This window comes from Zemynaea arenosa (genome assembly GCF_004614185.1).
Lineage (GTDB): Bacteria > Pseudomonadota > Gammaproteobacteria > Burkholderiales > Burkholderiaceae_D > Telluria > Telluria arenosa.
In genome coordinates, this window is record NZ_SPVF01000083.1 from 1 (window position 1) to 25,866 (window position 25,866).

27 protein-coding genes and 1 tRNA gene are annotated in these 25,866 nt (G+C 64.7%); 4 read left to right on the forward strand and 24 right to left on the reverse strand.

The features are described 5' to 3' along the window. A partial coding sequence (locus tag E4L96_RS05785; RefSeq protein ID WP_135206269.1) for a response regulator transcription factor occupies positions 1–210 on the reverse strand: 210 nt, incomplete at its 3' end. Positions 211–433: 223 nt separating this feature from the next. On the opposite strand from E4L96_RS05785, the gene E4L96_RS05790 reads away from it, so the two are divergent. Further along, positions 434–1,237 carry a Crp/Fnr family transcriptional regulator gene (locus tag E4L96_RS05790; RefSeq protein WP_135206270.1) on the forward strand — a complete coding sequence of 268 codons (804 nt, stop codon included), beginning with the start codon at positions 434–436 and terminating at the stop codon, positions 1,235–1,237. Here the strand turns inward: E4L96_RS05790 and E4L96_RS05795 are convergent. The 13 genes from E4L96_RS05795 to E4L96_RS05855 all read right to left on the reverse strand — a co-directional run bounded on the left by E4L96_RS05795 (position 1,137) and on the right by E4L96_RS05855 (position 12,302). Further along, on the reverse strand, positions 1,137–2,690 hold the full coding sequence (locus tag E4L96_RS05795; protein ID WP_135206271.1) for a CHASE3 domain-containing protein: 1,554 nt from the start codon (positions 2,688–2,690) through the stop codon (positions 1,137–1,139). The genes E4L96_RS05790 and E4L96_RS05795 overlap by 101 nt on opposite strands. Positions 2,691–2,918: 228 nt before the next feature. Further along, entirely contained in the window at positions 2,919–3,551 is a 633-nt protein-coding gene (locus E4L96_RS05800; RefSeq protein WP_135206272.1) for a response regulator, read from the reverse strand. Between the two features lie 188 nt (positions 3,552–3,739). Continuing rightward, on the reverse strand, positions 3,740–4,165 hold the full coding sequence (locus E4L96_RS05805; protein ID WP_135206273.1) for a MerR family transcriptional regulator: 426 nt from the start codon (positions 4,163–4,165) through the stop codon (positions 3,740–3,742). Positions 4,166–4,182: 17 nt separating this feature from the next. Beyond that, positions 4,183–4,530: an integration host factor subunit alpha gene (locus E4L96_RS05810; RefSeq protein ID WP_135206274.1), complete on the reverse strand. Its 348-nt coding sequence runs from the start codon at positions 4,528–4,530 to the stop codon at positions 4,183–4,185. A 91-nt stretch (positions 4,531–4,621) separates the two neighbouring features. After that, a complete protein-coding gene (gene pheT / locus E4L96_RS05815) occupies positions 4,622–7,045 on the reverse strand; it encodes a phenylalanine--tRNA ligase subunit beta (RefSeq protein ID WP_135206275.1) in 2,424 nt (807 codons plus the stop codon). A 37-nt stretch (positions 7,046–7,082) separates the two neighbouring features. Then, on the reverse strand, positions 7,083–8,099 hold the full coding sequence (gene pheS, locus E4L96_RS05820) for a phenylalanine--tRNA ligase subunit alpha (protein WP_135206276.1): 1,017 nt from the start codon (positions 8,097–8,099) through the stop codon (positions 7,083–7,085). A gap of 131 nt (positions 8,100–8,230) precedes the next feature. Next, positions 8,231–8,590 carry a 50S ribosomal protein L20 gene (gene rplT / locus E4L96_RS05825; protein ID WP_135206277.1) on the reverse strand — a complete coding sequence of 120 codons (360 nt, stop codon included), beginning with the start codon at positions 8,588–8,590 and terminating at the stop codon, positions 8,231–8,233. A 21-nt stretch (positions 8,591–8,611) separates the two neighbouring features. Continuing rightward, the gene (gene rpmI / locus E4L96_RS05830) at positions 8,612–8,809 is read right to left on the reverse strand and encodes a 50S ribosomal protein L35 (RefSeq protein ID WP_026354218.1); all 198 of its coding nucleotides are present in this window, start codon (positions 8,807–8,809) and stop codon (positions 8,612–8,614) included. Between the two features lie 139 nt (positions 8,810–8,948). Continuing rightward, positions 8,949–9,134 carry a hypothetical protein gene (locus E4L96_RS05835; protein ID WP_135206278.1) on the reverse strand — a complete coding sequence of 62 codons (186 nt, stop codon included), beginning with the start codon at positions 9,132–9,134 and terminating at the stop codon, positions 8,949–8,951. After that, the gene (locus E4L96_RS05840) at positions 9,121–9,321 is read right to left on the reverse strand and encodes a hypothetical protein (RefSeq protein ID WP_135206279.1); all 201 of its coding nucleotides are present in this window, start codon (positions 9,319–9,321) and stop codon (positions 9,121–9,123) included. The genes E4L96_RS05835 and E4L96_RS05840 overlap by 14 nt, the downstream gene beginning before the upstream one ends. Before the next feature lie 101 nt (positions 9,322–9,422). Continuing rightward, a complete protein-coding gene (gene infC, locus E4L96_RS05845; protein ID WP_370660726.1) occupies positions 9,423–9,974 on the reverse strand; it encodes a translation initiation factor IF-3 in 552 nt (183 codons plus the stop codon). 48 nt (positions 9,975–10,022) lie between these two features. Beyond that, complete coding sequence (gene thrS / locus E4L96_RS05850; protein ID WP_135206281.1) at positions 10,023–11,930, reverse strand: threonine--tRNA ligase; 1,908 nt, start codon at positions 11,928–11,930, stop codon at positions 10,023–10,025. A 295-nt stretch (positions 11,931–12,225) separates the two neighbouring features. Beyond that, positions 12,226–12,302: transfer RNA gene (locus E4L96_RS05855), tRNA-Val, on the reverse strand. A 114-nt stretch (positions 12,303–12,416) separates the two neighbouring features. Between E4L96_RS05855 and E4L96_RS05860 the strand changes: the two genes are divergently transcribed. Together E4L96_RS05860 and E4L96_RS05865 are read left to right on the forward strand one after the other, a co-directional pair. Next, entirely contained in the window at positions 12,417–13,337 is a 921-nt protein-coding gene (locus E4L96_RS05860; protein WP_135206282.1) for a cation diffusion facilitator family transporter, read from the forward strand. A gap of 91 nt (positions 13,338–13,428) precedes the next feature. Next, a complete protein-coding gene (locus E4L96_RS05865) occupies positions 13,429–14,343 on the forward strand; it encodes an NAD(P)/FAD-dependent oxidoreductase (RefSeq protein WP_135206283.1) in 915 nt (304 codons plus the stop codon). Here the strand turns inward: E4L96_RS05865 and E4L96_RS05870 are convergent. The 8 genes from E4L96_RS05870 to E4L96_RS05905 form a co-directional block, all read right to left on the reverse strand. Continuing rightward, entirely contained in the window at positions 14,340–15,851 is a 1,512-nt protein-coding gene (locus E4L96_RS05870) for a hybrid sensor histidine kinase/response regulator (protein WP_135206284.1), read from the reverse strand. The genes E4L96_RS05865 and E4L96_RS05870 overlap by 4 nt on opposite strands. Beyond that, positions 15,851–17,347, reverse strand: coding sequence for an ATPase domain-containing protein (locus E4L96_RS05875; RefSeq protein ID WP_229414243.1), 1,497 nt, complete (start codon positions 17,345–17,347; stop codon positions 15,851–15,853). Before E4L96_RS05875 ends, E4L96_RS05870 begins: the two co-directional genes overlap by 1 nt. A 70-nt stretch (positions 17,348–17,417) precedes the next feature. Then, positions 17,418–18,056 carry a hypothetical protein gene (locus tag E4L96_RS05880; protein ID WP_135206286.1) on the reverse strand — a complete coding sequence of 213 codons (639 nt, stop codon included), beginning with the start codon at positions 18,054–18,056 and terminating at the stop codon, positions 17,418–17,420. Further along, entirely contained in the window at positions 18,053–19,012 is a 960-nt protein-coding gene (locus E4L96_RS05885) for an MlaD family protein (protein WP_135206287.1), read from the reverse strand. The genes E4L96_RS05880 and E4L96_RS05885 overlap by 4 nt, the downstream gene beginning before the upstream one ends. A gap of 52 nt (positions 19,013–19,064) precedes the next feature. Further along, positions 19,065–19,868: an MlaE family ABC transporter permease gene (locus E4L96_RS05890; RefSeq protein WP_229414244.1), complete on the reverse strand. Its 804-nt coding sequence runs from the start codon at positions 19,866–19,868 to the stop codon at positions 19,065–19,067. Between the two features lie 195 nt (positions 19,869–20,063). Then, on the reverse strand, positions 20,064–22,292 hold the full coding sequence (locus E4L96_RS05895; protein WP_135206288.1) for a RelA/SpoT family protein: 2,229 nt from the start codon (positions 22,290–22,292) through the stop codon (positions 20,064–20,066). 6 nt (positions 22,293–22,298) lie between these two features. Then, the gene (locus E4L96_RS05900; RefSeq protein ID WP_135206289.1) at positions 22,299–22,649 is read right to left on the reverse strand and encodes a RidA family protein; all 351 of its coding nucleotides are present in this window, start codon (positions 22,647–22,649) and stop codon (positions 22,299–22,301) included. Between the two features lie 28 nt (positions 22,650–22,677). After that, positions 22,678–23,550 carry an alpha/beta fold hydrolase gene (locus E4L96_RS05905; protein ID WP_135206290.1) on the reverse strand — a complete coding sequence of 291 codons (873 nt, stop codon included), beginning with the start codon at positions 23,548–23,550 and terminating at the stop codon, positions 22,678–22,680. A 109-nt stretch (positions 23,551–23,659) separates the two neighbouring features. Here E4L96_RS05905 and E4L96_RS05910 point away from each other — a divergent pair, with 109 nt between their 5' ends. After that, positions 23,660–24,454 (forward strand): 3-hydroxybutyrate dehydrogenase, encoded by a 795-nt coding sequence (locus tag E4L96_RS05910; protein WP_135206291.1) that lies wholly within the window; start codon positions 23,660–23,662, stop codon positions 24,452–24,454. Positions 24,455–24,463: 9 nt separating this feature from the next. Here the strand turns inward: E4L96_RS05910 and E4L96_RS24550 are convergent, their stop codons facing one another. Together E4L96_RS24550 and E4L96_RS05915 are read right to left on the reverse strand one after the other, a co-directional pair. After that, positions 24,464–24,598 carry a hypothetical protein gene (locus E4L96_RS24550; RefSeq protein WP_267874315.1) on the reverse strand — a complete coding sequence of 45 codons (135 nt, stop codon included), beginning with the start codon at positions 24,596–24,598 and terminating at the stop codon, positions 24,464–24,466. Between the two features lie 9 nt (positions 24,599–24,607). Beyond that, positions 24,608–25,846, reverse strand: coding sequence for an MFS transporter (locus E4L96_RS05915; RefSeq protein WP_181017592.1), 1,239 nt, complete (start codon positions 25,844–25,846; stop codon positions 24,608–24,610). Positions 25,847–25,866: the final 20 nt, after the last annotated feature.

Genomic DNA, 25,866 nt, shown 5'->3' on the forward strand with positions numbered 1-25,866 from the left:
GGCGCGCAGGCGGCGCACCACCTCGAAGCCGTCGATGCCGGGCAGGCCGATGTCGAGCACGGCGACCGCGACCGCCGGTTCGGGGCGCTGCAACGCGGCATCGGCCAGCAGGCCGTCGCCGACCACCTCGACCGCCATGCCCTGGGCCGCCAGAACACGGCTGAGCCCGTCGGCGAGCACGGCGTCGTCTTCAACCAGGAGTATGTGCATGGGCGGATTCTACCCGAGGCGGGCGGAGGAAACATGTCCTGAGGGCACGTTTACCGCCACCTCTTCAAGTAGGACTGAGCTGACAAAATATCATGCAAGCAGCCTACACGGGGGCGACTGCTAATCTTATGTTCGATGGAACACTATGGATTTAATGTACACACATCGCGAGAGTCCTTTCGGAATCGCCCTGCAAGTACACGAAAAAGATAGTGAGGAAATCATGAATAGCACCCAACTTGGTGGTACCGCCCAGAAATCCCATTCGGTCCAGCCTGTCAGCTCCCAGGAACCCAAAGTTGCGTCCAAGCCCGTTGTCTCGTACAGCGGGACCCAGCAGAACGAACTGCTGGCTGCCCTTCCTCGCCCCGACCTCGAAGCCCTGTTCGAGCATCTGGAGCTGGTGAACATGCCATTCGGCAAGGAGCTGTTCGAGTACGGCAGCAAGCTGGAATACGTCTACTTCCCCACCACCGCCATCGTCTCGCTGGTGTATGTGATGGAAGACGGCGCCACCACCGAGATCGCCGTGGTCGGCCATGAAGGCGTGGTCGGCGTGTCGCTGTTCATGGGCGAGCGCGCGATGTGCTCGGCCGTGGTGCAGAGCGCAGGCTACGGCTACCGCCTCAAGACCCAGTTCCTGCGCGATGCCTTCGCCAAGGGCGGCGCCCTGCCCCAGCTGATGATGCGCTACACCAACGCTCTGTTCGCCCAGATGGCCCAGAACGCCGTCGGCGGCCGCCACAGCTCGATCGAGCAGAAACTGTGCCGCTGGCTGCTGGACCGCCTGGACCGCTCGCCGTCGAACGAACTGAAAGTGACCCAGGAGCTCATCTCCATCATGCTGGGCGTGCGGCGCGAGTCGATCACCGCCGCCGCCGGCAAGCTGCAGGACGATGGCCTGATCACCTACCGCCGCGGCAACATCACCGTACTTGACCGTCAAGGTCTGGAAGAGTATGCCGGCGAGTGCTATAAGGTGGCGAAGACGGAATATGATCGCCTGCTGACGGATGTAGCTCGCTGAGCAGTTCGGCCGCGGTGGGTGCCAATGTGGTACCCGCCGGGCCCAGCACCGTCGTCCCGCCCGCCGCCGAGCCGCCGGGCGCCCCCAGCGGAATCTCCGCGATCACACTGGTGCCCACGTTGTTGACCCCGCGTTGCACCTTCAAACTCCCTCCCAGCAGCAAAGCCCTTTCCCGCATGCCGATCAGGCCGTGGGATTTCGGCTTGCTGGCGGCGTCGGCATCGATTCCCACCCCGTCGTCGGAAATTTCCAGCGTCAGCGTTTCGTCTTCGCGCTCCAGGCACACCGTGACATTGCGCGCCTGCGCGTACTTGGCCGTGTTGTTCAGCGATTCCTGCACGATCCGGAAGGCCGCGATGGCGTTGGCCGGCGCGGCGGCGTCCACGTCGCCGGTGATCAGCACGTCGCACGCCAGCCCGGTGGTGGCGGCGAAATCCTTGCAATAGGCGTCCAGCGCGGCACCGAGGCCCAGGTTGTCCAGCAGGCTGGGGCGCAGGTCTTCGACAATGCGGCGCTTCAGCTCGACGGTGTCGGTGAGCACGGCGCGGGCGCGCTCCAGGGTGCTGGCCAGTTCCGGCTGCGGGTACTTGAGTTTGGCCGCGACGGCCATGATGTGCATGCTGATGGCGGTCAGGTTGGCGCCCATCTCGTCGTGCAGCTCGCGCGCCAGGCGCGCCTTTTCCACTTCGGACACGCTGATCAGGTGGCGCGACAGCACGGACAGCTGCTCGGTGCGGGCCTCGACGATGTGTTCCAGGTTCTCGTTGGCATGCTGGAGCGCCCGCTCGGCTTCCACCCGGGTCGCGTAGCTGGCCCGCACCAGCTGGTAGAACAGCAGCAAGGTGCCGATGGCGCCGGCGCTGATGCCGATCCCCATCGCAATGGTTTCTTGGTATTCCTTGTAGAAGGTCGCGGCGCGCGCGTTCAGGCGCTCGTTCTGCTCCTTGACCATGATGACGACCAGCAGGCGCACCTCGTCCATGATGGACTTGCCGTCCGTGGCCTCGGAAATCTTGACGATCTCGTTCAGCCCGCCATCCTTGTAGACGTTGACCGCATCGCCGAGCAGGCCCATCTTGCGGAGCAGGAGATTGCGCAGCTGGGTCAGGTTCTTCTGCTGGGAGGGACTGTCCGCCAGCAGCTTGTTCAGTTCCTGCAGGGCGTCGTTGACTTCGCCCGGCGCCGCACGCCAGGGACCGAGATAGGCGTCCGAGCCGGACAGGAAATAGCCGCGCACGCTGCTTTCGGCATCGGTCACCACCACGTTCAGGTACTGCAGGCGGTCGTTCACCCGCGCGCTCTGCGTCTGCAGGGCGTTGGCCTCGCGCAGCGACTGCATGTTGTGGAACAGGCTCACGCCGTTGGCCACCAGGATCAGCACACAGATCAGGCATAGCAGCGTCGCGTACAAAGGGAGCCGCGGCCGTTCTGTCGAGTGCGTTGTGATGTACATCCCCGTTCCTTGTCTGCCGCAAATACGCTGCCTGGAAAGGGATTATAGAACGCGACGATGTTGCGTGCAGCCAAGCTCGGCTGCAATCGTGCGTACGACGCGACACCTGTGAAAAGAGGCATAACATTCTCACGAATGTCACGCCCCTTTTGCTTATCGGACCACTAACGGATGTGATTATTCTTGAAAAATCAACGGTATACCGATCAATCGATGATCAATCGATGATTAATCGAGAAGATTATTCTTCATCGCGTAGTAGGTCAGATCCGAATTGGACTGCAGCCCCATCTTCTCCATGATGCGCGTGCGGTAGGTCGACACGGTCTTGATGGAGAGGGACAGCGCCTGCCCGATGTCCGACACGGTCGCGCCCTTGGCGAGGCGCAGGAACACCTGGAACTCGCGGTCCGACAGCTCGGTGTGCAGCGCCGTGTTGGGGTCGCGGTCGAAGCTCTGGGCCAGCAGTTCGCCCACCGTCGAGCTGACATAGCGGCGGCCCTGGTACACGGTGCGCACGGCGGTCTTCAGCTCGTCCGCATCGCATTCCTTGTTCAGGTAGCCGTTGGCGCCCATCTTGAACAGGTTCAGCGCGTACTGCTGCGCCGGATAGCCGGACAGGATCAGCACCGGCAGGTTCGGCTGCCCCTGGCGGATGGTTCGGAGGATGTCGATGCCGCTCTGGTCGGGCATCGCTATGTCCAGCAGCAGCACGTCGCAGATTTCGCGGCGTGCAATGTCCAGGGCCTCGCGGCCGGTGGCGCCTTCGGCCACCACGGTGAATTCGTCGGACGAAGAGAAAATCTGTTTAAAGCCAGCTCGTACTATCTGATGATCGTCACAAATGGCAACGCGTATCATTGTCTTCCCTTAAATTTTCCTGGATAGGAAAGCGTCCCTCGCCGAGCACTTGTTGTTCGCATGGGGACTGCGTGCGTTGGATCGGTCCTGCTGCATCTTGTCTATTTTAGCACCCCGCGTGGCCTGTACAACACACGCTTGCTCATCCGTTTCAACGGCCTGGAACGGCGCCGGGCCGGAGCCCGCACTCAGCCGTTCTTGAGCAGGTCCAATATGGCGGCGAGCTCGCGCCGGATCAAGGTGCAGTCGACCGCAGAGGACGGAACGGGAGCGGACTCGGCGGGGGCCGCATCCAGCACGATGGGCACGTCCGGCAGGTGCGGCGCGCTCTCGCCGATGCGGCCGTCCAGCTTGTTGCGGGCGCCGCTGATGGTGAAGCCCTGCTCGTACAGCAGTTCGCGGATGCGGCGGATCAGCAGCACTTCGTGGTGCTGATAATAGCGCCGGTTGCCGCGCCGCTTGACCGGCTTGAGCTGGGTGAATTCCTGTTCCCAGTAGCGCAGCACGTGCGGCTTCACGCCGCACAGCTCGCTCACTTCGCCGATCGTGAAATAGCGCTTGGCCGGGATCGACGGCAACGTGACAAGCTCGGCCTTCATGGCGCGGTCGTTCATGGGTCAGGAGGCGGGAATCAGGCGGCGCGGGCGAGCGGGTTCGATTCCTCGACCATGCTCTTGAGTTTCTGGCTGGCGTGGAAGGTCACCACGCGGCGCGCCGTGATCGGAATCTCCTCGCCGGTCTTGGGATTGCGGCCGGGCCGCTGCGGCTTGTCGCGCAGCTGGAAGTTGCCGAACCCGGAGAGCTTGACCGATTCGCCGCGCTCCAGGGCATTGCGGATTTCGTCGAAAAACGTCTCCACCATGTCCTTGGCTTCGCGCTTGTTCAGGCCGACCTGCTCGAACAGCAGTTCGGCCAGCTCGGCCTTGGTCAAGGTCGGCAAGTCTTTTTCCGCCGCCTGCCGCGATTTGGACGCCTGCATTGCCTGCTGCAGGTTGGCCAAGACGGCGGAATCGAGGTCGTTGTTATTAATTTTACAGCCCTGCCTTGAAGTGAGTTACAAACCGGCCGTTTTACGCACGCGGCTTCGCGCCGGCGGCCGCTGCGGCGGCGACCATCTTGGCCATCACGGCTTCCACGGCGTCGTCCTGCAAAGTGTTTTGAGTATCTTGCAAGGCAAAGCGGAAAGCAAGGGATTTTTCATCCGCCTCGAGTCCTTTGCCGCGATATTCATCAAACAAAACAATGGCTTGCACGATGTTGCAGTCAGGATTTGTTTTCTTCGCTTCAACAAAACGGTCGAGCAGTGCCTGTGCGGGGACGTTTTGTTGGACCACCAGGGCCAGGTCGCGGGTGACGGCCGGGAACTTGGAAATCTCTTCGTACACCGGCAGCGGCCGTTGCTGAAGCGCAACGGCGTCCACTTCGAACACCACCGGGGCCAGCGGCAGGTCGTACTGCTGCATCCAGCGCGGGTGCAGTTCGCCGATCCAGCCGATGGGCTGGCCGTCCAGCTCCACGCGGGCGCTGCGGCCCGGGTGCAGGGCCGGATGCTCGGCCTTGGCGAAGCGCAGGGTGCGCGGGGCGAACAGGGCTTCCAGGTCGGCTTTCACGTCGAAGAAGTCGACGTTTTTCGTGGGCAGGCCCCACTGCTCGTCCACGGCCGGGCCGTAGGCGATGGCGGCCACTTTCTTCGGCTGGGCGTAGCCGGCCACGGCCAGCGGTCCGTCCTGGGTGTCCGGTGCGCGCAGGTAGACGGCGGCGGTTTCGAACACGCGCACCCGGCCTGCCTTGCGGTTCAGGTTGTAGCGCACGTTGGCGACCAGGCTGCCGATCAGGGTCGAGCGCATCACGGACAGCTGGGAGGCGATCGGGTTCTGCAGTTTGATCGGATGGGTGTTGGCCGCGAAATCGGCTTCCCACTGCGCTTCCACGAAGCTCATGTTGACCACTTCCTGGTAGCCCAGGTCGGCCAGCTGGTGGCGCACCGCGAACAGCGAACGGGTGTCTTCCGGCGCGATCAGCATGCGGTTCTCGGCCACCGGCGGCCGGGTCGGGATGTTCTCGAAGCCGTACACGCGCGCCACTTCCTCGATCAGGTCTTCCTCGATCTCGATGTCGAAGCGGTAGCTCGGCGCGGTCACCTGGAACAGGCCCGGCTCCTGCGTGAATGGGAGCTTCAGGCGGGTGAAGATATCGGCGATGGTGGCGTCGGTCAGCGTCACGCCGATGACCTTCTCGGCGCGCGCGGTACGCAGGGTCACCGGCGCGCGCTTGGGCAGGTTGACAATCTGGTCGTCCACCGGTCCCACCTTGGTCTCCGCGGTCCCGCAGATCTCGACGATCAGCGCGGTGATGCGCTCGATGTGTTCGACCACGGTCGCGTAGTCAACGCCCCGCTCGAAGCGGTGCGCCGCATCGGTCGAAAAGTTGTAGCGGCGCGCGCGGCCCTGGATGGCGTTCGGCCACCAGAACGCGGCTTCCAGGTAGATGTCGGTGGTGTCGTCGCTGACGGCAGTGGCGTCGCCACCCATGATGCCCGCCAGCGATTCGATCTCCCTGTCGTCGGCGATCACGCCGACCCATTCATCGACCTCGATGGTATTCCCGTTCAGGAGCTTGAGCTGCTCGCCCTTGCGCCCCCAGCGCACGTCGATGCCGCCGTGGATCTTGGCCAGGTCGAACACGTGCGAGGGACGGCCCATCTCCAGCATCACGTAGTTGGAGATGTCCACCAGCGCGGACACCGGGCGCTGACCGCTGCGTTCGAGGCGCTGCTTCATCCAGTCCGGCGTCTGTGCACGGCCGTTCACGCCGCGGATGATGCGGCCCGCAAAGCGGCCGCACAGGTCCGGCGCCGAGATTTTTACCGGCAGCTTGTCGTCGATGGTCACCGGGACGATCGCGTTCGTCGGCACGTTCAGCGCCACGCCGGTCAGGGCGGACACCTCGCGCGCCACGCCCAGCACCGACAGGCAATCCGCCTTGTTCGGGGTGAGCTTGATGGTGAACTTGCGGTCGTCCAGCGCCAGGTAATCGCGGATGTTGGTGCCGACCGGTGCATCGGCGGGCAGGTCCAGCAGGCCGCCATGGTCTTCGTTCAGCTTGAGCTCACGCGCGGAGCACATCATGCCCTGCGACTCCACGCCGCGCAGCTTGCCAACCTTGATGACGAACGGCTTGCCGTCCGCGCCAGGCGGCAGCACCGCGCCGGCCATCGCGCACGGCGCCTTCATCCCCACGCGCACGTTCGGCGCGCCGCAGACGATGTTCAGCAGCGTGCCGGTGCCCACGTCCACCTGCACCACGTTCAGGCGGTCCGCATCCGGGTGCTTGGCCACTTCCACGATCTGCGCGACGACCACGTTGTTAAACGGCGGCGCGACCGCATCGACTTCCTCGACTTCCAGCCCGCTCATGGTGAGCAGGTGCGCCAGCTCGTCCGAGGACAGCTGGGGGTTGGCCATGGTACGGAGCCATTGTTCGGAGAATTGCATGTTCTTGTCAGCCTTGGCGAATGGGGTCGATGATCGATTAGTTGAACTGCTTCAGGAAGCGCAGGTCGCCTTCGTAGAACAGGCGCAGGTCGTTGACCCCGTAGCGCAGCATGGTCAGGCGCTCCAGGCCGGAGCCGAACGCGAAGCCGATGTATTTTTCCGGATCGAGGCCGAAGTTGCGCACCACCGACGGGTGCACCTGGCCCGAGCCCGACACTTCCAGCCAGCGGCCCTTCAGCGGCCCGCTGCCGAAGGCGATGTCGATCTCCGCCGACGGTTCGGTGAACGGGAAGTAGGAGGGGCGGAAGCGCACCTGCAGGTCATCCGTCTCGAAGAACGCCTTCACGAAGTTCAGGTACACGCCCTTCAGGTCCGCGAACGAGATATTCTCGGCGATCCACAGGCCCTCAACCTGGTGGAACATCGGCGAGTGGGTGGCGTCGCTGTCGACGCGGTAGGTGCGGCCCGGCGCGATCACCTTGATCGGCGGCTGGTGGGTGCGCGCGTAGCGCACCTGCATCGGGCTGGTATGGGTGCGCAGCAGCAGCGGCTTGCCGGTGCTGTCGTTGCCCTCGACGTAGAAGGTGTCCTGCATCGACCGGGCCGGATGGTTCTCGGGGCTGTTCAGCGCCGTGAAGTTGAACCAGTCGGTCTCGATCTCGGGGCCGTCGGCGACATCGAAGCCGATCGAGCGGAAGATCTCTTCCACGCGCTCCCAGGTGCGCATCACCGGATGGATGCCGCCCTTGGCGCGGCCGCGGCCCGGCAGGGTCACGTCGATCGCTTCGGCGTTCAGGCGCGCTTCCATCTGCGCGTTGGCCAGCGCGTCGCGGCGCGCGGTGAGGGCCGATTCGATGCGCTCCTTGGCGGCGTTGATCAGGGCGCCCTGGGCTTTGCGCTGCTCGGGTTCGAGCTTGCCCAGGCCCTTCATCTGTTCCGTGATCTGGCCGGTCTTGCCGAGGTATTTGGCTTTCGCGTTTTCCAGTGCGGCGGCGTCTGCGGCGGCGGCGAAATCAGCCTGCGCGGAGACGACAAGTTCGTCGAGGGAGGTCATCGAATAGGTCTTCGGGTATGAAGTATCGGGGTGAATCAGAAACCGTAAATGAAAACGGGGCACAGGTGTGAACCGATGCCCCGCTTCGTCACGCCGCTGCTGTTGAAGGCAGCGGATAACTATGGTCGCGCTTAAGCTGCGAGCTTCGCTTTCACCGTGTTCACGATGGCTGCAAAAGCCGGCTTGTCCATCACCGCCATGTCGGCCAGGACTTTACGGTCCAGCTCGATGCCAGCCTTTTTCAGGCCGTTCATGAAGGCGCTGTAGGTCACGCCGTGCGAACGCGTGGCCGCGTTGATACGGGTGATCCACAGGGCGCGGAACACGCGCTTCTTGTTACGGCGGTCGCGGTATGCGTACTGGCCAGCACGCATGACGGCTTGCTTCGCAACGCGATACACGCGCGAGCGGCGGCCGCGGTAACCTTTGGCGAGGTCGAGGACTTTCTTATGACGGGCACGTGCAGTAACCCCACGTTTAACTCGAGGCATAGTAGCTCCTTGATAGTGAGATTAAGCAGACGGCATCATGCGGTAGACGCTGGTGACGTCCGACGCATTGATGTTACGGGTGCCGCGCAGTTGGCGCTTGTTTTTGGTGGTTTTCTTGGTCAGGATGTGGCGCTTGAAAGCCATACCCGATTTGACGGTACCACCCGGGCGGACGCGAAAACGCTTCTTCGCGCTGCTTTTGGTTTTCATTTTTGGCATGTGAATGCTCCAAATGTGACCGGGTTGCAGGTGGTGGCCCTGTGCCACGCTTTTCGGTGCCTGCTCCCACGGCGTTCCCGTCCAGAAGAACGGGAGCCGGAGAGTGTACCACAGAATTGCCAACCGGTGACAATGGCCTTCACTCCAGCCGCCGCATCAGCAGGCGGATCAGAAGGTCCACTTGCACTTCCAGCCGGGTGCCCCGTTCGGTCAGGTCGAGTATGCGACTGCCATGAGCGGCGCTGGTCGATGACAGCGAGTCAAGCCGGTCGCTCGTCCGCAAGAAGTCCCGGATCACGCCAAAAGCTCCATTAAGTACGCCCATGGCGGCCCCAAGCAAGCATCTCGTCGGCGCGGGCGCCGACTTTCCGGCAATGTGCGATCGCCTCGTCAGCAAGCTCAATGCTTTGCTCCATCGCGCTATTGACCTCCCCGAGCAGTGCTGCGAGCGCCCGCCACTCGGCACGCAAACGCCAAAACGTCCTTTGCAAGCGCAGGATCGAATGCCGCATGACCACCTCCTTTAAATGAGATTGGACCGTTCGCAGCCGACGAGGTTCAAAAAACAAAAGGCAGACCGGAGTCTGCCTTTTTTGCTGAGCCGGAGGACGGCTTATTTCTTCTTCTTGGGCGCCAGGATCATGACCATCTGGCGGCCTTCCATCTTGGGGAACTGCTCGACCTGGCCGTGCGCGTCGAGGTCGGTGCGCAGGCGCTCGAGCATGCGCATGCCGATATCCTGGTGCGCCATCTCGCGCCCGCGGAAGCGCAGCGTGATCTTGGTCTTGTCGCCTTCTTCCAGGAACCGCACCAGATTGCGCAGCTTGATATTGTAGTCACCGTCATCAGTACCGGGACGGAATTTGACTTCCTTCACCGAGATGACCTTCTGCTTCGCCTTGGCTTCGTGGGCCTTCTTCTGTTCCGCGTACTTGAACTTGCCGTAGTCCATCAGACGGCATACGGGTGGATTCGCGGTCGGAGCGATTTCCACCAAGTCCACGTTCGCCTCTTCCGCGAGACGGAACGCTTCGGCCAGGCTCACGATGCCCAGCGGCTCATTGTCGACCCCGTTCAAACGCATTTCGGGGACGGTGATTTCGCCATTGATGCGATGCGACGACTTATCAGTAGCTATGGTTTTTCCTTTTAAAGTCTGAAGAATCGGGCCGTCTGGTCAAAAGACACCGGGCCCGGCACGCGATACAGTCTATCACGCCTTGGATTCGAGCTCCTGCTTGAGGCGCTCCAACAGTGCGTCGACGCTCATGGTACCCAGGTCGACGTTGCCGCGGGCACGAACCGCCACGGTGTTGGCATCCCGCTCCTTGTCACCCACCACCAGGATGTATGGCAATTTTTGGACGGAATGTTCACGTATTTTATAAGTAATCTTCTCGTTCCGCAAATCAGCGTGGACGCGGAAACCGGCCCGCCGTAGCTGGTCCGCCACGGTTTTGACGTAGTCCGCCTGCGCGTCCGAGATGTTCAGGATCGCGATCTGCACCGGTGCCAGCCACAGCGGCATGGCGCCCGCGAAGTTCTCGATCAGGATGCCGATGAAGCGCTCCAGCGACCCCACCACCGCGCGGTGCAGCATCACCGGAATCTTGCGGGTGTTGTCATCCGCCACGTACTCGGCTTCCAAACGCTGGGGCATGAAGAAGTCGACCTGCATGGTGCCCACCTGCCACGGACGGCCCAGGCTGTCCTTCAGGTGATACTCGATCTTCGGCCCGTAGAACGCGCCCTCGCCCGGCAGCTCGGTCCAGCTCACGCCGCAGGAGCGCAGCGCCGAACGCAGCGCTTCTTCCGCGCGGTCCCAGGTCTCGTCCGTGCCGATCCGGTTGTCCGGACGCAGCGCGATCTTGACGTCGATGTTCTGGAACTGGAAGTCCTCGTACACCTTCATCGCCTGCGCATGGAAGGCCACCACTTCGGAGGCGATCTGGTCTTCCGTACAGAAGATGTGGCCGTCATCCTGGGTGAAGCCGCGCACGCGCATCAGGCCGTGCAGCGCGCCTGACGGCTCGTTGCGGTGGCACTGGCCGAACTCGCCGAAGCGCAGCGGCAGGTCGCGGTACGAGCGCAGGCCGCTGTTGTAGATCTGGATGTGGCCCGGGCAGTTCATCGGCTTGAGCGCATAGGCGCGGTTTTCCGATTCCGTGGTGAACATGTTGTCGCGGTAGTTGGCCCAGTGGCCGGTCTTTTCCCACAGCGAACGGTCCAGGATCTGCGGCGCCTTCACTTCGTTGTAGCCGGACTCCTGGTACACGCGGCGCATGTACTGCTCCACCTGCTGCCAGATGGTCCAGCCCTTCGGATGCCAGAAGATCAGGCCCGGCGCCTCTTCCTGGAAATGGAACAGGTCCAGCTGCTTGCCCAGCTTGCGGTGATCGCGCTTCTCAGCCTCCTCCAGCATGTGCAGGTATTGCTCCTGGTCTTCCTTCCTGGTCCAGGCGGTGCCGTAGATCCGCTGCAGCATCTCGTTGCTGGAGTCGCCACGCCAGTAGGCGCCGGCTACCTTCATCAGCTTGAACACCTTCAGCTTGCCGGTCGAGGGCACGTGCGGCCCGCGGCACAGGTCGGTGAAATTGCCTTCGGCGTACAGCGAGACGTCCTCATTGGCCGGGATCGAGCTGATGATCTCGGCCTTGTAGTCTTCCTTGATCGACTTGAAGTAGGCCACGGCCTCGTCGCGCGGCAGCACGGTGCGGGTGACCGGCTCATCCTTCTTGGCCAGCTCGGCCATCTTCTTTTCGATCGCCGCCAGGTCGTCCGGCGTGAACGGGCGCTTGTACGAGAAGTCGTAGTAGAAGCCGTTCTCGATCACCGGGCCGATGGTCACTTGCGCTTCCGGGAACAGTTCCTTGACCGCATAGGCCAGCAGGTGGGCGGTCGAGTGGCGGATCACGTCCAGGCCCTCGGGGTCCTTGTCGGTGACGATGGCCAGGGCGACATCCTTGTCGATCAGGTGCGAGGTGTCGACCACCTTGCCATCGACCTTGCCGGCCAGCGCGGCCTTCGCCAGGCTGGGGGCGATGCTTTGGGCCACCTGGGCCACCGTCAGCGGCGCCTCGAACTGGCGCTGCGAACCATCGGGAAGTCGGACTGAAATCATTATCTGCTCCATGCTGCCGGCGGCGGGCCGGCGCGTAACTCACATCAAAAAGAATTCGGGTAAAAAAAAAACGCGGCCACCAGCCGCGTTTTCTTCAAGTTCGAAAGACGAACAGATCCACCCGACTAGTGTCGATTCAACTCCATCGTGGTGGTAGTTCGCGGTGTCATAACCGTCGTGCCTTTCTCGCTCTTACTGAAGATTCACAGGAATCCCGATCATACCAGAATTTGGACGAAAAAAAACCGCCGGCAGTGGGCGGTGTTTTTTCTCTTCGCATCCAATTCCGAGGAATTGGTAGGCACGATTGGACTCGAACCAACGACCCCTACCATGTCAAGGTAGTGCTCTAACCAGCTGAGCTACGCGCCTAACGAAGAAGCAAAATTATAGACGCTAAATTTCATTTGCGCTAGGGCCTTTTTGAATTTTTTCTCCACGGCGAGATCGCTTACACTGGCGCCTTCCTGACATTCCGCCCTGTCCATGCCCCAGTCCGCGCCTTCCACCGACGCCTCCGCCCACCTGCACGCCCACCATGAAGGGGACGCACAGCACGGCCACTATATTGAGGGCCGCCGTCCCGGCCTGCTCGCGTGGGCACTCGGCCTGACGCTGTTCTTCGCGGGCGTGGAGGTGGTGTTCGGCTTCGTCTCCAATTCGCTCGCGCTGATTTCCGATGCGGGCCACATGGTGACCGATGCCGCCTCGCTCGGCCTGGCCCTGCTCGCGCAGCTGATCGCGCGCCGTCCGCCCTCCGCGCGCCATTCGTTCGGCTTCGTGCGCGCCGAGGCGCTGGCCGCCTTCGTCAACGGCCTCGCCATGCTGGCGGTGGTCGGCTGGATCAGCTTCGAGGCCGCGCGCCGCTTTTCGCACCCGGAACAGGTGGAAGGCGGTACCGTGACCGTGGTCGCCTTCATCGGGCTGCTCATCAACATCGGCGTGGCCTGGTTGCTGTCGCGCGACCAGGGCAGCGTGAACACGCGCGCCGCGCTAGTGCACGTCATGGGCGACCTGCTCGGCTCCGTGGCCGCGCTGGCCGCGGGCCTGGTGATCTCGTACACCGGCTGGTATCGCATCGACCCGATCCTGTCGGTGCTGGTGGCGCTGCTGATCCTGCGCTCGACCTTCGGCGTGCTGCGCGACTCCTATCACTTCCTGATGGAGGGCGTACCGCACCACATCGACTACCTGCAGGTCGGCCAGGACCTTGGCCAGGTGCCCGGCGTGGTCTCCGTCCATGACCTGCACGTGTGGGACATGTCGCCCGGCCAGCCCGCCCTGATCGGCCACCTGGAGATCCGCGACCTGGACGAATGGCCGGCCATCCTGCAGGAGGTGAAGGATGTGCTGCGCACCCGCCACGGCATCGACCACATCACCCTGCAGCCGGAAGCGCGCCACTGAGCTGCGCCGGCAGCTGCTGTAGGCCTGCTCCGACTCCAGCACAGCAGGCGCACCGATTCGCGCGCGGCGGACGCGGCACGATAATCCCCGCATGCCACTCAGCGATGACCTGTACGATTGCCTGATCGTCGGCGGCGGCCCCGGGGGGCTGACCGCCGCGATCTACCTGTGCCGCTTCCGGCGCAAGGTGGCCCTGGTCGACAAAGGCCACAGCCGCCTCGCGCTGATCCCGACCAGCCATAACTACCCCGGCTTTCCCGAAGGCGTGCACGGCGAAGACCTGCTCGCGCGCCTGCGCGAGCAATTGGCCCGCTACGAAGGCGAGGTCACGGAGGGCGAAGTCACGTCGTTGGACAAGTCCAGCGAGGGCTTTGTGGCCGAGTCCAGCGCGGGCCTCATCCGCGCCCGCACCATCCTGCTGGCCACCGGCATCGCCGATGGCGGCATGCCGATGGAAGGCTGGCGCGACGCGGTCGGCTGCGGCGCCGTGCGCCTGTGCCCCGTGTGCGACGGCTACGACGTCATGGGCCGCAACGTGGCCGTGGTCTCCGGCCAGAAAAACGCGGTCGGCCACGCGCTGTTCATCCGCTCCTTCGCCGAACACGTCACCCTGTTCGACCGCGAGCGCGAGACCCCGCTCACGGATGCCGAACGCGAACGCCTGAAGGCCGCGCAGATCCGCCACATCGATTCCCCGCTGGTGGGCGCCACCTTCAACCAGGACAAGAGCATCACCCTGCACACCGAGGACGGCGAGAACTGGGGCTTCGATGTGCTGTACCCCATGCTCGGCGAGACCGCGCGCTCGGATTTGGCGCTGGCGCTGGGCGCCCAGGTGGCGGACTGCAATGAACTGATCGTGGACCACCACCAGCAGACCAGCGTCCCGGGCCTGTTCGCGGTGGGAGATGTGGTGCGGGGCCTGAACCAGATCAGCGTCGCCAACGGCCAGGCGGCCGTCGCGGCCACCGCCATCCACAACGCCCTGCCCGCGCGCTACGCCTAGGTGGCGGGAGTCGTCCCCGCCGCCAGTACCTGCATCAGCCGCGCCAGGTCCACCGGCTTCACGAAATGATGCTGGAAACCCGCTTCACGGGTGCGTTTCCGGTCCTGCTCCTGCCCATAGCCCGTGACGGCGATGAAGGTCGCATCTGCAAGCCGCGGCAGTACCCGCAGGCGCTTGACCAGCTCCGTGCCCTCCAGGTCCGGCAGACCGATATCGAGCAGGCAGGCATCGAAATCGCGCTCGTGCGCCACGCGTAGCGCCGCGCTGGCGGAATACTCCACCGTCACGTCGTGCCCGGCCGCCTCCAGGAACATGGACAGGGTCTGCGCCGCGTCCACGTTATCGTCGACCACCAGCAGCTTGCGGTGCTGGCCCGGCGGCAGCGTGAGCGCGCTGGCCGCGGCCTGCTCGCTGTGGGCGCGTGATACGAGCCGCGGCAGCCGCACGGTGAACCGGCTGCCCTGCCCCTCCCCCGCACTTTCCACCTCGGCACTGCCGCCATGCAGCTTGACCAGGCTGCGCACCAGCGCCAGGCCGATGCCCAGCCCTCCCTGCGAGCGGTCAGGGCTGCGCTCCGCCTGGGAGAACAGCTCGAACACGTGCGGCATCAGGCGCGCCGGAATGCCGATCCCGTTGTCCTCCACGGTCAGCGCCACCTGGCTGTCGTCGGCGCTTAGCGCCAGGGTAATGGAACCGCCCTCCGGCGTGTACTTAGCGGCGTTATTCAGCAGGTTCGCCACGATCTGGATGAGGCGCTTGGCATCGGCCCGCACCAGCGCCGGCTCCGGCCAGCTGGTGACGGTCAGCCGGTGGCGCCGCCGTTCGATCAGCGGGCGCACCTGCTCCACTGCGTGGGTCAGCAAGCCGCGTGCGTCGACGTCCGCCATCGCCAGCTCCACCAGCCCGCGCGAGACCCGCGACACATCGAGCAGGTCGTCGATCAGCGCCGTCATGTGCTTGACCTGGCGTGAGACGATCTCGCTGGTCTGGCGCACCCGGGCCGGATCGGCCGCGGCCAGGCGCAGGATGTCCGCGGCGGCGCTGATCGGCGCCAGCGGGTTGCGCAGCTCGTGCGCCAGCATGGCCAGGAATTCATCCTTGCGGCGGTCGATATCGCGCATGTCATACTGGCGGCGCCGCGCCCGCAGCGCGGCCTGCGCGGCGCTGCTCAGGGTCACGCTGTTGACCGGCCGCTCCAGCAGCGTCACATTGCCCAGCTGCGGATAGCTGCGCAGGTGCTCGGCGTTCGGATCGCGCCGGGTCAGCACGATCACCGGCAGGTCGGACCAGGTGTCCTGCTGCTCCACGTACTGGCTGAGACGCTGGGTGAACTCGCGCGCCAGCACCTCCTCGGCCAGGATCAGCGCCCCCACGCCCCGTCCCATCTCATCGAGCAGCTGGCTCGGGGTCGTGCACTCCACGCCCTGCATCCCGTTCCGGGCCAGCACGGTGGCGATCAGCCGGCCATCCTTGCCGGTGGGCGTGTGGATCAGGATGCGGTGTTCCATCAGGCGGAAAGGTCGCCGTTGCGCCGGTCGCGCTGATCCAGCAGCTCCGGCACTCCGGACAGGATGCCCTGGAACCCCTGCAGCACCTCGCCCACCTGCAGCCCTCCTGCGCTGATGCGGAAGCTGCGCAGCGTGGTCTCGTGCGCGCTGCCGCGCTTCTTGAACACCGAGATGGCCTTTTCCACATCGCCCCGCGCCTCGAAGTAGCGCAGCAGGAGCACGTTATCGGCCATATAGCTCACGTCCATCCCCGTCGACATGTTGCCCAGCATGCCCTGCTGCACCCCGACCAGGAAGGTGGCCACGCCGCGCTGCCCCAGGTAGGTCAGCACCTCGTGCAGGTGCGTGGCCAGGAAGCTGGCCTCCGGCATCGCATTCAGGTAGCCGTTCAGGCTATCGATCACGATGACCTCGGCCCCGCGGTCGGCGGCTCCGCACACGGCATGCGTGAATTCGCCCGGAGACATCTCGGCCGGGTCGATCTGGTGCACCGTCAGCAGCTTGGCATCGAAGGGCGTTTGCAGGTCCATGCCGATGCCCCGCGCCCGATTGAGCAGCGTATTGAATGATTCCTCGAACAGAAACATGGAGGCCCTCTGCCCCCGCTCCGTGACCGCTTTCACGAACTGCATCGCAAGGCTCGACTTGCCGCTGCCGGGCGGTCCCGAGATCAAGGTGCTCGATCCCGCCTCGATGCCGCCGCCGAGCAAAACGTCGAACTGCGGGAGGCCGCTCCTGACCTGCCCGCGCTGGGCGAGGGTTCGGGTTTCGGCGGCCACGATGCGCGGATACACAATCACTCCGCCAGTGATGATCGAGTAGTCGTGCGGGCCGCGCCGGAACCCCACGCCCCGGTATTTCAGCACCCGCACCACGCGCCGTTCGGCGCCGTACTCCGAATCGGTGTGCTGCAGCGTGATCACCCCATGGGCCACGCTGCGCACCTGCTGGTCGCCGCGCAGGGCCGTCTTGTCGTCCAGGAGCAGCGCCGTACAGGCGCGCCGCGCGAAATACTGCTTCAGCGCCAGCACGTGGCGACGGTAGCGCAGCGCGCTGCCGGACAGCAGCTGCAGCTCGGACAGCGAATCGAGCACCACGCGCTGGGGATTGATCTTCTCGATCATCCCCAGGATCATTTTGTTGGTCTCGCTGAACTCCACCTCGGACGGATGCAGCACCGTGTACTGCTCATCCGGGTCCAGCAAGCTTTCTTCGGGAATGACCTCGAACACAGTGACGCCGTCCATGTCCATGCCGTGGGCCGCCGCCACCGCGCGGAGCTCGACCTCGTTCTCGGCCAGCGTGATGTACAGGACCTTTTCACCCTGCCGGGCGCCCTCCAGCAGGAATTGCAGCGCGATCGTCGTCTTGCCGGAGCCGGGATCCCCTTCCAGCAAATACAGGCGCTCCTTGGTCAAACCGCCGCCGAGGATGTTGTCGAGACCAGGGATGCCGGTGGAGATGAACTCCGTGCTCAAGGTATTTTGTGTGTTCACGGGATGGGTTCCAATCATCAACTTTTCCCTATTAAACCCAATCCTCGCGGATAGTCGCACACGGTTGGTATCACGGGCTGGCACCGGCCAGGTCAATACGCCGCTGGATCAGCGCCGCCGCCGTGGTGTCGCCAGCGGCTTGGGCCCGTTTCAGCTGCACGCCCAGCCACGCCAGCAGCGGGCGGCGCCAGCCCTGTTCGGACGCCGTGTCCACCGCCAGCTTGATGTCGGTGGGCGTTATGCGCCCCGCTTGCAGCAGCGCGCCTGCCGCGACCAGCCGCCCGAGAGGATCGGCCACGCCCGCGATGGAGCCGGTGGCGACCACCGGCCGGTGCTGTTCGGGCAGTGCCGCCACGTTCACGTCACTGAAGCGGCCAGCGATATAAGCCGCGTACGCGCGCTCCTCCGCGCTCGCATCCTGTTCCAGGGCGCGGTAGCCCGGGCACCCGCCGATGTCCAGCGCCGCCACCTGGGCCGCGCAGCGCACCAGCTCCACCTTGGCAACGAGGTCGGGGCGGCCGGTGCTCGCCATCTCGGACCGGGCCCTTGCAAATTCCGTGTCGGCCACGCTGGACTCGCCACGCAGGTAGGCGGTGGTAAAGCTGGTGACGGAGCTGTAGGCGTTGGCCTGCCATTGCGGCGGCACCGGCTTGCTGCCGCAGGCGGCCAGCGCGGCGGCCACGATCACGCAGGCGAATGTATTTTTCATGGCAGCTTCACCTCGTTGTGGCGGGCGAACGGCCACTTGCGGTTGATCTCGTCCACCAGCTGGTTCACCTTGCGCAGGCTGGCATCGACCTCGCTGCGCAAGACGCCCAGGTCCTTGGTTCCGGCCTTGACGTTGGCTGCCGCGCCCTGGGCTTCCACCAGCACCGCATCGATCTTCTGCAGGCTGCCACGCGCATCCTGCAGCACGCGGGTCAGCTCCTGCACGCTGGCCTGCACGTCGTTCATCACGCCTTTTGGACCGTAAATGCGCTGGTCGGTCTTGGCCAGCAGCGCGTTCACGCGGTCGAGCGTGAGCATGAACTTGCGGGCCTCGTCGTCGCTGCCCAGCGCACTGCCCAGCAGGCCGTACTTGCCGTTCAGGCGCCCGGTGGTGGTGGCGATGTTCGACAGGGCCGTGTTGATGCTCGAATCGGTGCGGGTCATCGCCTCCAGGTTGTCCAGCAGCGCGCGGGCGCTGGCGACCAGGCGCGGGATCTCGGCGTTGGTGTCACCCACCAGGACCGTGCGCTCCGAGTTGGGCGGCAGCGGCGGATCGGTCAGCACCCCGCTGAAGGCCTTGATCTGGGTGCTCCCCACCACGCCGCGTTCGAGCGTAAAGATGCTGGAGCTGCGCAGCCACTTGGCATCCTTCTTCGGCACGTCGATCAGGATGCGCGCCTTGCCGTCCGGGCCGAGCTCCACCTGGCCCACGCGGCCGATCGGGAAGCCCGAGAAGGTCATGTCCATGCCCACGGTGACGCCTTGCGAATCGTCGGACACCAGCACCAGGCGCTGGGTCGGCTCGAACACCCCGCGCGCATACATCACGTACAGCACGAACAGCACGATCAGCGCCGACATCAGCACCAGCAGGATCACCGCCTTCACTTCGACGTTGGCCACGGGTTCGGCACGTTCGACTCGTTCGACAGGCGCATCGGCCTTCGGGTCCTGCATGGGAGCTCCTTACGTTTTTCGCGGCGGTGGAGCGCCGCGGATCTCTGAATTTCTAAATGTACTTGATGAGTAGCGAAGCCGCCTCGATCATGAAGAGGACGAACAGCAGGCCCACCGCGCCTGGCTGCACGTTCGACTTGCGCGCCCGCCGCAGCCGCTGCGCTTCCAACTGAGCCGCCGTCGGAATCACCGCCACCGACAGGCCGAAGAACACCGTCTTGAACACGAAGCCGATGGTCACCGTCGGATCGAACACCCGCCCCACGGTGCGGGTATAGTCCCCCATACCCCACGGCGAAAAGCCGAACTGCACCAGATACGCGAGCACCAGCACCACCACGCTGCTGACCATCGCCAGCGACAGCACCGCAAAGGTATTCGCCAGCACCTGCGGCACGAGATCGCGCTGCAGGCGCGCCTGCAGCGCGGCCGAATCGTCCGGCGCCTTGGCCGCCACCGCGAGGATGTCGGCCGCATGGTACTGGAAGCCCGCGCGGATCGCCACGAACAGCGCCGCGGTGAGCGGAATCAGTTCCAGCACCAGCACCCGCACCACCATCTCGATGGCGTAATGCGAGAGCCCATAGCTAATGGCCGTGACGACCACGATGCGGATGATGACCAGGCTGACGAGGGAGGCGAGCAGCGTAAACCAGGGTAGCACCTGCCAGGTGTTGACGTAGAGGTGGCGCGCCGTGGACAGCCGCATGTCACGGTGATAGGTCGATGGCGACAGCGCCAGCACCAGCGCCACCGCCCCCAGATGGACGGTGTACCACCACCCCCGCACGATCCGCCGGATCAGCAGTCCCCAGTGATGCGGCTTGGTCCGCATAAACGAAGTCACATGTTGCATGCCCGGCATCATACCAAGCCCACCGGGGTCAGGCCTCCCCGATTCGGCATGGGGTCAGACCCCGCCATCTTAAGTCCTTGATTTTATTGGAACAGAAACCGTTGGGGCCTGACCCCTACGGGAAGTGGCAGGCCTGACCCCTAAGGGGGTGGCAGATCAAGGGTTGATAGCGGTTTCGTGATTTCGGGAAAGGGATTACTGGCGGCGGGCTTCCTGCACGCCGGTGACTTCGGAAATGGCGGCGATGGCCTTCTGCAGCTGGGCGGTGGAGCTGATCTCGGCGGTGAAGGTCATGCGCGCCGTGCCCTTGGCGCTTTGCGTGTTCACACCGATCACGTTGATCTTCTCGCGCGAGAAGACCTCGGAAATATCGCGCAGCAGCCCTTGCCGGTCATTCGCGAGGATGAACAGGTCGATCGGGTAGACCGTGCTGGTCTCCTGCGCACCCCAGTCGGCATCGATCACGCGCTCCGGATTCTTGGCGCGCATCTCGCCAAAGTTCTTGCAAGCGGTCCGGTGGATCGACACGCCCTTCCCGCGCGTGACGAAGCCGACGATCGGATCGGGCGGCGCTGGCTTGCAGCAGCGCGCGAGCTGCGTCATCAAACCATCCGTCCCGACGATCAGCACCCCGGACTTGGCGCCCTGCTCCGTGCTCGACGCGCGGCTCTTGTTGAGCACCACCGCGTCCACCTCGGGCGGCGGCGGCTCGCCCGACGCGTGCAAGGCCTGCTCCACATGGCGTAGCGAGAATTCGTCCTTGCCGACGGAGATGAACAGGTCGTCCACCTTGTCGAAGCCCAGCTTATGCGCCAGCGCTTCCAGGTTGACCGCCGTCTTCCCTTCCCGCTGCAGCGACTTCTCGACCAGAGCCCGCCCATGCGCCAGGGTCTCCTGCAGCTCGATGGCATGGAACCACGCCCGCACCTTGGCCCGCGTGCGCGGACTGACCGTATAGCCAGGGCTCAGCCAGTCGCGCGACGGTCCGGCGGTACCCGGCGCACCTTTCGCCGTGATGATCTCGCAGGTCTGCCCGTTCTTCAGCGGCGTATTCAAGGGCACCATCACGCCATCCACGCGCGCGCCGCGGCAGCGGTGGCCGACCTCCGAGTGCAGGTGGTAGGCAAAGTCGATCGGCGTGGCGCCGGCCGGCAGCTCCAGTACGCGCGCCTGCGGCGTCAGCACGAAGATGCGGTCATCCAGCGACGCGGACTTGAGCTTCTCAACCCACTCGCGCTGCTGTTGCTGCTCCTCGCCGACCACGGTCTCAGTGACGTCCGATTTCCACGCCAGCAGCTGCCGCAGCCACGCGATCTTCTCGTCGTACTGCTGGCCCTTGAAGTTGGAGCCGCCTTCTTCCTTGTAGCGCCAGTGCGCCGCCACCCCGTACTCGGCGAAGTGGTGCATCTCCTGCGTGCGGATCTGCACCTCCAGCGGCCGACCGTCTTCCGCCGTCACCACCGTGTGCAGCGATTGATAACCGTTCGGCTTGGGCCGCGAGATGTAGTCGTCGAACTCCTTCGGGATCGGGGTCCAGATATTGTGGATCACGCCCAGCACCGTATAGCAGGTCTTGACGTCGTCGACGATCACGCGGAAGGCGCGCACGTCGTACAGCTCCGAGAAGTCCAGCTCCTTCCCGCGCATCTTGTTCCAGATGGAGAAGATGTGCTTGGGCCGCCCGAATACCTCGGCCTGGATGCCTTCCTTCTTGAGCTCCGCTTCCAGCCGCTCGATCGACGACTTGACGAAGCTCTCGCGCAGCATGCGCTTCTCTTCCAGCATCTTGGCGATGCGGCGGTAGGTCTCCGGCTCGATCATGCGGAAGGCCAGGTCCTCCAGCTCCCACTTGAGTTGCCAGATCCCCAGCCGGTTAGCCAGAGGCGCATACAGGTCCAGCACTTCCTTGCCGTAGGCATGCGTCAGCTCGTTGAAGATCTTCTGGTCCGCGAACCAGCGCAGCGTGGTGACGCAGGACGCCAGCCGCATCATCACCACGCGCATGTCGGTAGCCATCGCCAGCAGCATCTTGCGCAGCGATTCCAGCTGCGAGCCGGCTTTGGTATCGCGCTTCTGCTGGCCCACGGTCATGTCGCGCAGGCGGATCAGCTGGCGCACGCCGGACACGAGGTCCATCACCTCCTTGCCGAAGCGCGTCTCCAGGTTGGTGGCGGCCGAAGGATCGAGCACCGTGAGCTCGAACAGCATCCCCGCGATGCGCGACTCGGCATCGAGGTTGAGCATCGCCAGCGTGCTGGCCACGCCAAGCGCGAATTCAAACGCGCCCTCGCCCGAGGTGCAGGTCTTGCCCTCGTAGGCTTCATTCGCGTATTCGAGCGCCGCGCGCACCCGTGCCGCGTCCTCGGGCGCGAGGCCCTGGACGACCTGCGTCGTGGCGCTGCCCAGCGCGGCGATCGACACCATGGCGGATCAGCGCACGGCGGCGGTGATGCAGATCTCGACCAGGCAGGCTGGGTTGGCAAGCTTGGCTTCCACCGTCGCGCGCGGCGGCGTGTGACCCTGCGGTACCCATTCGTCCCAGACCGAGTTCATGCCGGGGAAGTTGGCCATGTCGCTGATGTAGATCTGGCACATCAGGATGCAGGTGCGGTCGCTGCCCGCTTCGGCCAGCAGGCGGTCGACGTGGCCCAGCACCTCGCGGGTCTGGCCGACGATATCCTGGGTGGTGTCTTCGGCGATCTGGCCGGCCAGATAGATGGTTTGGTTGTGGATGGCGATTTCGGAAAGCCGTTTGCCAACGTGGAAGCGTTCAATGGTCATGATGGAGAGCTCTTTAAATCTTCAACTATTAATCCAGCAGGAAGTCCCTGGCGACCGCAATCTGGTCGTCATGGATGAAGGTGGGCGCATGGCCGACACCGGGAATCTCGACCAGCCGGGCGCGCGGGCCGCGCTGGGTCATGGCGTGCGCGGTCTCGCGCGACAGCAGGTCCGACTGCTCGCCGCGGATCAGCAGCGTGGGGCAGCGGATGGCGTCATAGGCGGCCCACAGCATGGCCTGGTCGGCTTCTGCGGTCTCCGGCGTGGCGGAGCGGAAGGGCTGCGCCAGGCCCATGTCGTAGTGGCGCACCCACTGGCCGTTGTCGTCCTGGCGCAGCACGTCGGCGGCCAGTTTGTGCCATTCGTCCTCGGAGTGCTCGCCGAAGGACAGCGACACTTCACGCACGAACTTGGCGGCGGTCTCGAAGCTTGGGAAGCGCAGGTCCTGGCCGATGTAGTCGCCGATGCGCTGCAATGCCGTGGGGTCGAGCGTGGGGCCGATGTCGTTGAGCACCAGTTTGCGCACCGGGTTGCCCGGCAGGGATGCGAGGCCCATGCCGATCAGGCCACCCATCGAGGTGCCGAACCAGTCGACCTGGTCGTGCTCCTGCGTGACGCGCGCGATCAGGGTCACCATGTCGCTCACGTATTGCGGGATGCGGTAGTGCTCGGGGTTGCGCAGCTTGCCGGAGCGTCCGCGGCCGACGGTGTCGGGGCAGACCACGCGGTAGTGGCCACACAGCGCGCGCGCCAGGGCGTCGAAATCGTCCGCCACGCGGGTCACGCCGTGGGAGCAGATCAGGACCTTGCGGTTGCAGGGGTCGCCCCACTCCTTGTACACGATGTCATGCAAGCCGCTGGGGGACATGCACTGGACGGTTTTGATCCTCGGTTCGGTCACTACGCTTCTCCAAATTGAGCCATACCGTAAAACTACGGGCACCCGACATTTTACTGGGCGTTGCGCTTATCATTCACATTTTACAAGACCCATTCACTCTGAGGACACCATGAACTCGACCATGTTAAGCGGGAAGACCGCACTCGTCACCGGCTCCACCTCGGGCATCGGCCTGGGGATCGCGCGCGCGCTGGCGGCGCAGGGCGCCAACATCGTGTTCAACGGCTTTGGCGACGCCGCCCAGATCGAGCAGCTGCACACCGGCGTGGCCAAGGAATTCGGCGTACGTACGGCCTACAGCGGCGCAGACATGTCGAAGCCGGAGCAGATCGAAGAGATGATGCGCATGGCGGCCGCGCAGTTCGGCGGCGTAGACATCCTGGTCAACAACGCTGGCATCCAGCACGTGTCCAACGTGGAGGACTTCCCGGTCGAGAAATGGGACGCGATCATCGCCATCAACCTGACCTCGGCCTTCCATACCACGCGTCTCGCCCTGCCCTGGATGAAGCAGAAGAACTGGGGCCGCATCGTCAACCTGGCGTCGGTCCACGGTCTGGTGGGCTCGGCGGGCAAGTCGGCCTATGTCGCAGCCAAGCACGGGCTGGTGGGCTTCACCAAGGTCACCGCGCTGGAGAACGCGCATTCGGGCGTGACCTGCAATGCGATCTGCCCGGGCTGGGTCCTGACCCCGCTGGTGCAGAAGCAGGTGGACGACCGCGCGGCGCGCGACGGCATCCCGATGGAAGCGGCCAAGAAGGCGCTGCTGGCGGAAAAGCAGCCGTCCGGCGAATTCGTCACACCGGAGGAACTGGGCGCGCTGGCCGTGTTCTTCTGCAGCCCGGCGGCCGACCAGGTGCGCGGCGTGGCGTGGAACATGGACGGCGGCTGGGCGGCGCAGTAATCAGCAGCGCTAGCACAGCGTGAAGGCGGCCAGCAGGGACAGGACGGCCTCCGGCCGCAGCATTTCGAGAAAGGCCCATAGACTGGCCCAGGCGAAGACAGCGAACAGCAGCAAGGTGCGCAGGGGCCGGGTGGCGGGTCGCATGGCCGGTCTTTACGCCATCTGCGCGCGCAGCATGATGGGGGCCGGCTGCTCGCGGATCGGCCAGTGCAGCGCGGCGGCGCCGATGCCGACGGCGATGGCGCACAGCCAGACAGCATCATAGGATTGGGTGGCGTCGAACATCACGCCGCCGAGCCACACGCCGAGAAAGCTGCCGATCTGGTGGCCAAGGAAGACGAAGCCGAACAGCGTCGACAGGTACTGTACGCCGAAGATGCGGGACACGATGCCCGTGGTGAGCGGTACGGTGCCCAGCCAGAGCAGGCCCATGACAAAGGCGAACGCATACAGCGTGGCTTCGCTCAGCGGCACCAGCACGAACAAGGCGATCGCGGCGGAACGGACCAGATAGAGTCCCGCCAGCAGTTTTGGCTTGCTCAGTTTTGCGCCGAGCAGTCCGCAGACATAAGTGCCCGCCACATTCGCCATCGCGATGATGGCCAGCGCCGCCATCGCGCTGCGGCCGTCCAGGCCTTTGTCGAGCAGGTAGGCCGGCAGGTGGGTGGCGATGAAGGCCAGCTGGAAGCCACAGGCCAGGAAGCCGATCCCCAGCATCCAGAGATCGCGATGGCCCGCCGCAGCCCGCAGGGTCGCGCGCATCGACTGCGGCGCGTTGGGGCGCGGATCAGCGGCTGCGCTGACCGCGCCGCCAACGGGCGGGGCGTCGTGCAACGGCAGCGCGAACACGCACAGGCAACTGATGGCCACCGCCAGCAGCACCAGCGCGCCCTGCGCACCGAGGGCGGCCAACGCGTTCTGCGCGGCGGGGACGGATACGAACTGCCCCAGGCCACCCGCCGCTCCCGCCAGTGCCAACCCCCATGCGCGCCGCTCCGGCGGCAGCATGCGGCTCAGCGCCCCATAGATGGCGCCGAACGAAGTGCACGACAGCGCCACCCCGATCACCAGCCCCGCACTGAGCGCAAACTCGCCCGGCGTGGTGGCGCGCGCCATCGCATACAGCCCGGCACCGTACAGCAGGCAGCCCGCAAAGATCACGCGCCGCGAACCAAACCGGTCCGCCACCATGCCCGTGAACGGCTGGGCAATGCCCCACACAAGATTCTGCAGCGCCAGCGCAAACGCGAAGTCAGCCCGCGTCCACGCATGCGCCGTCGTGAGCGGGAGCAGAAAGAGCCCCTGCACGTGCCGGATGCCGAGGGCCAGCCCCATGATCGCGCCGCCGGACAGCACCAGCAGCAGTGGAGAGAAGTGCCAGCGTCGCGTCATCATTGCCTCGTCCCAGTTGA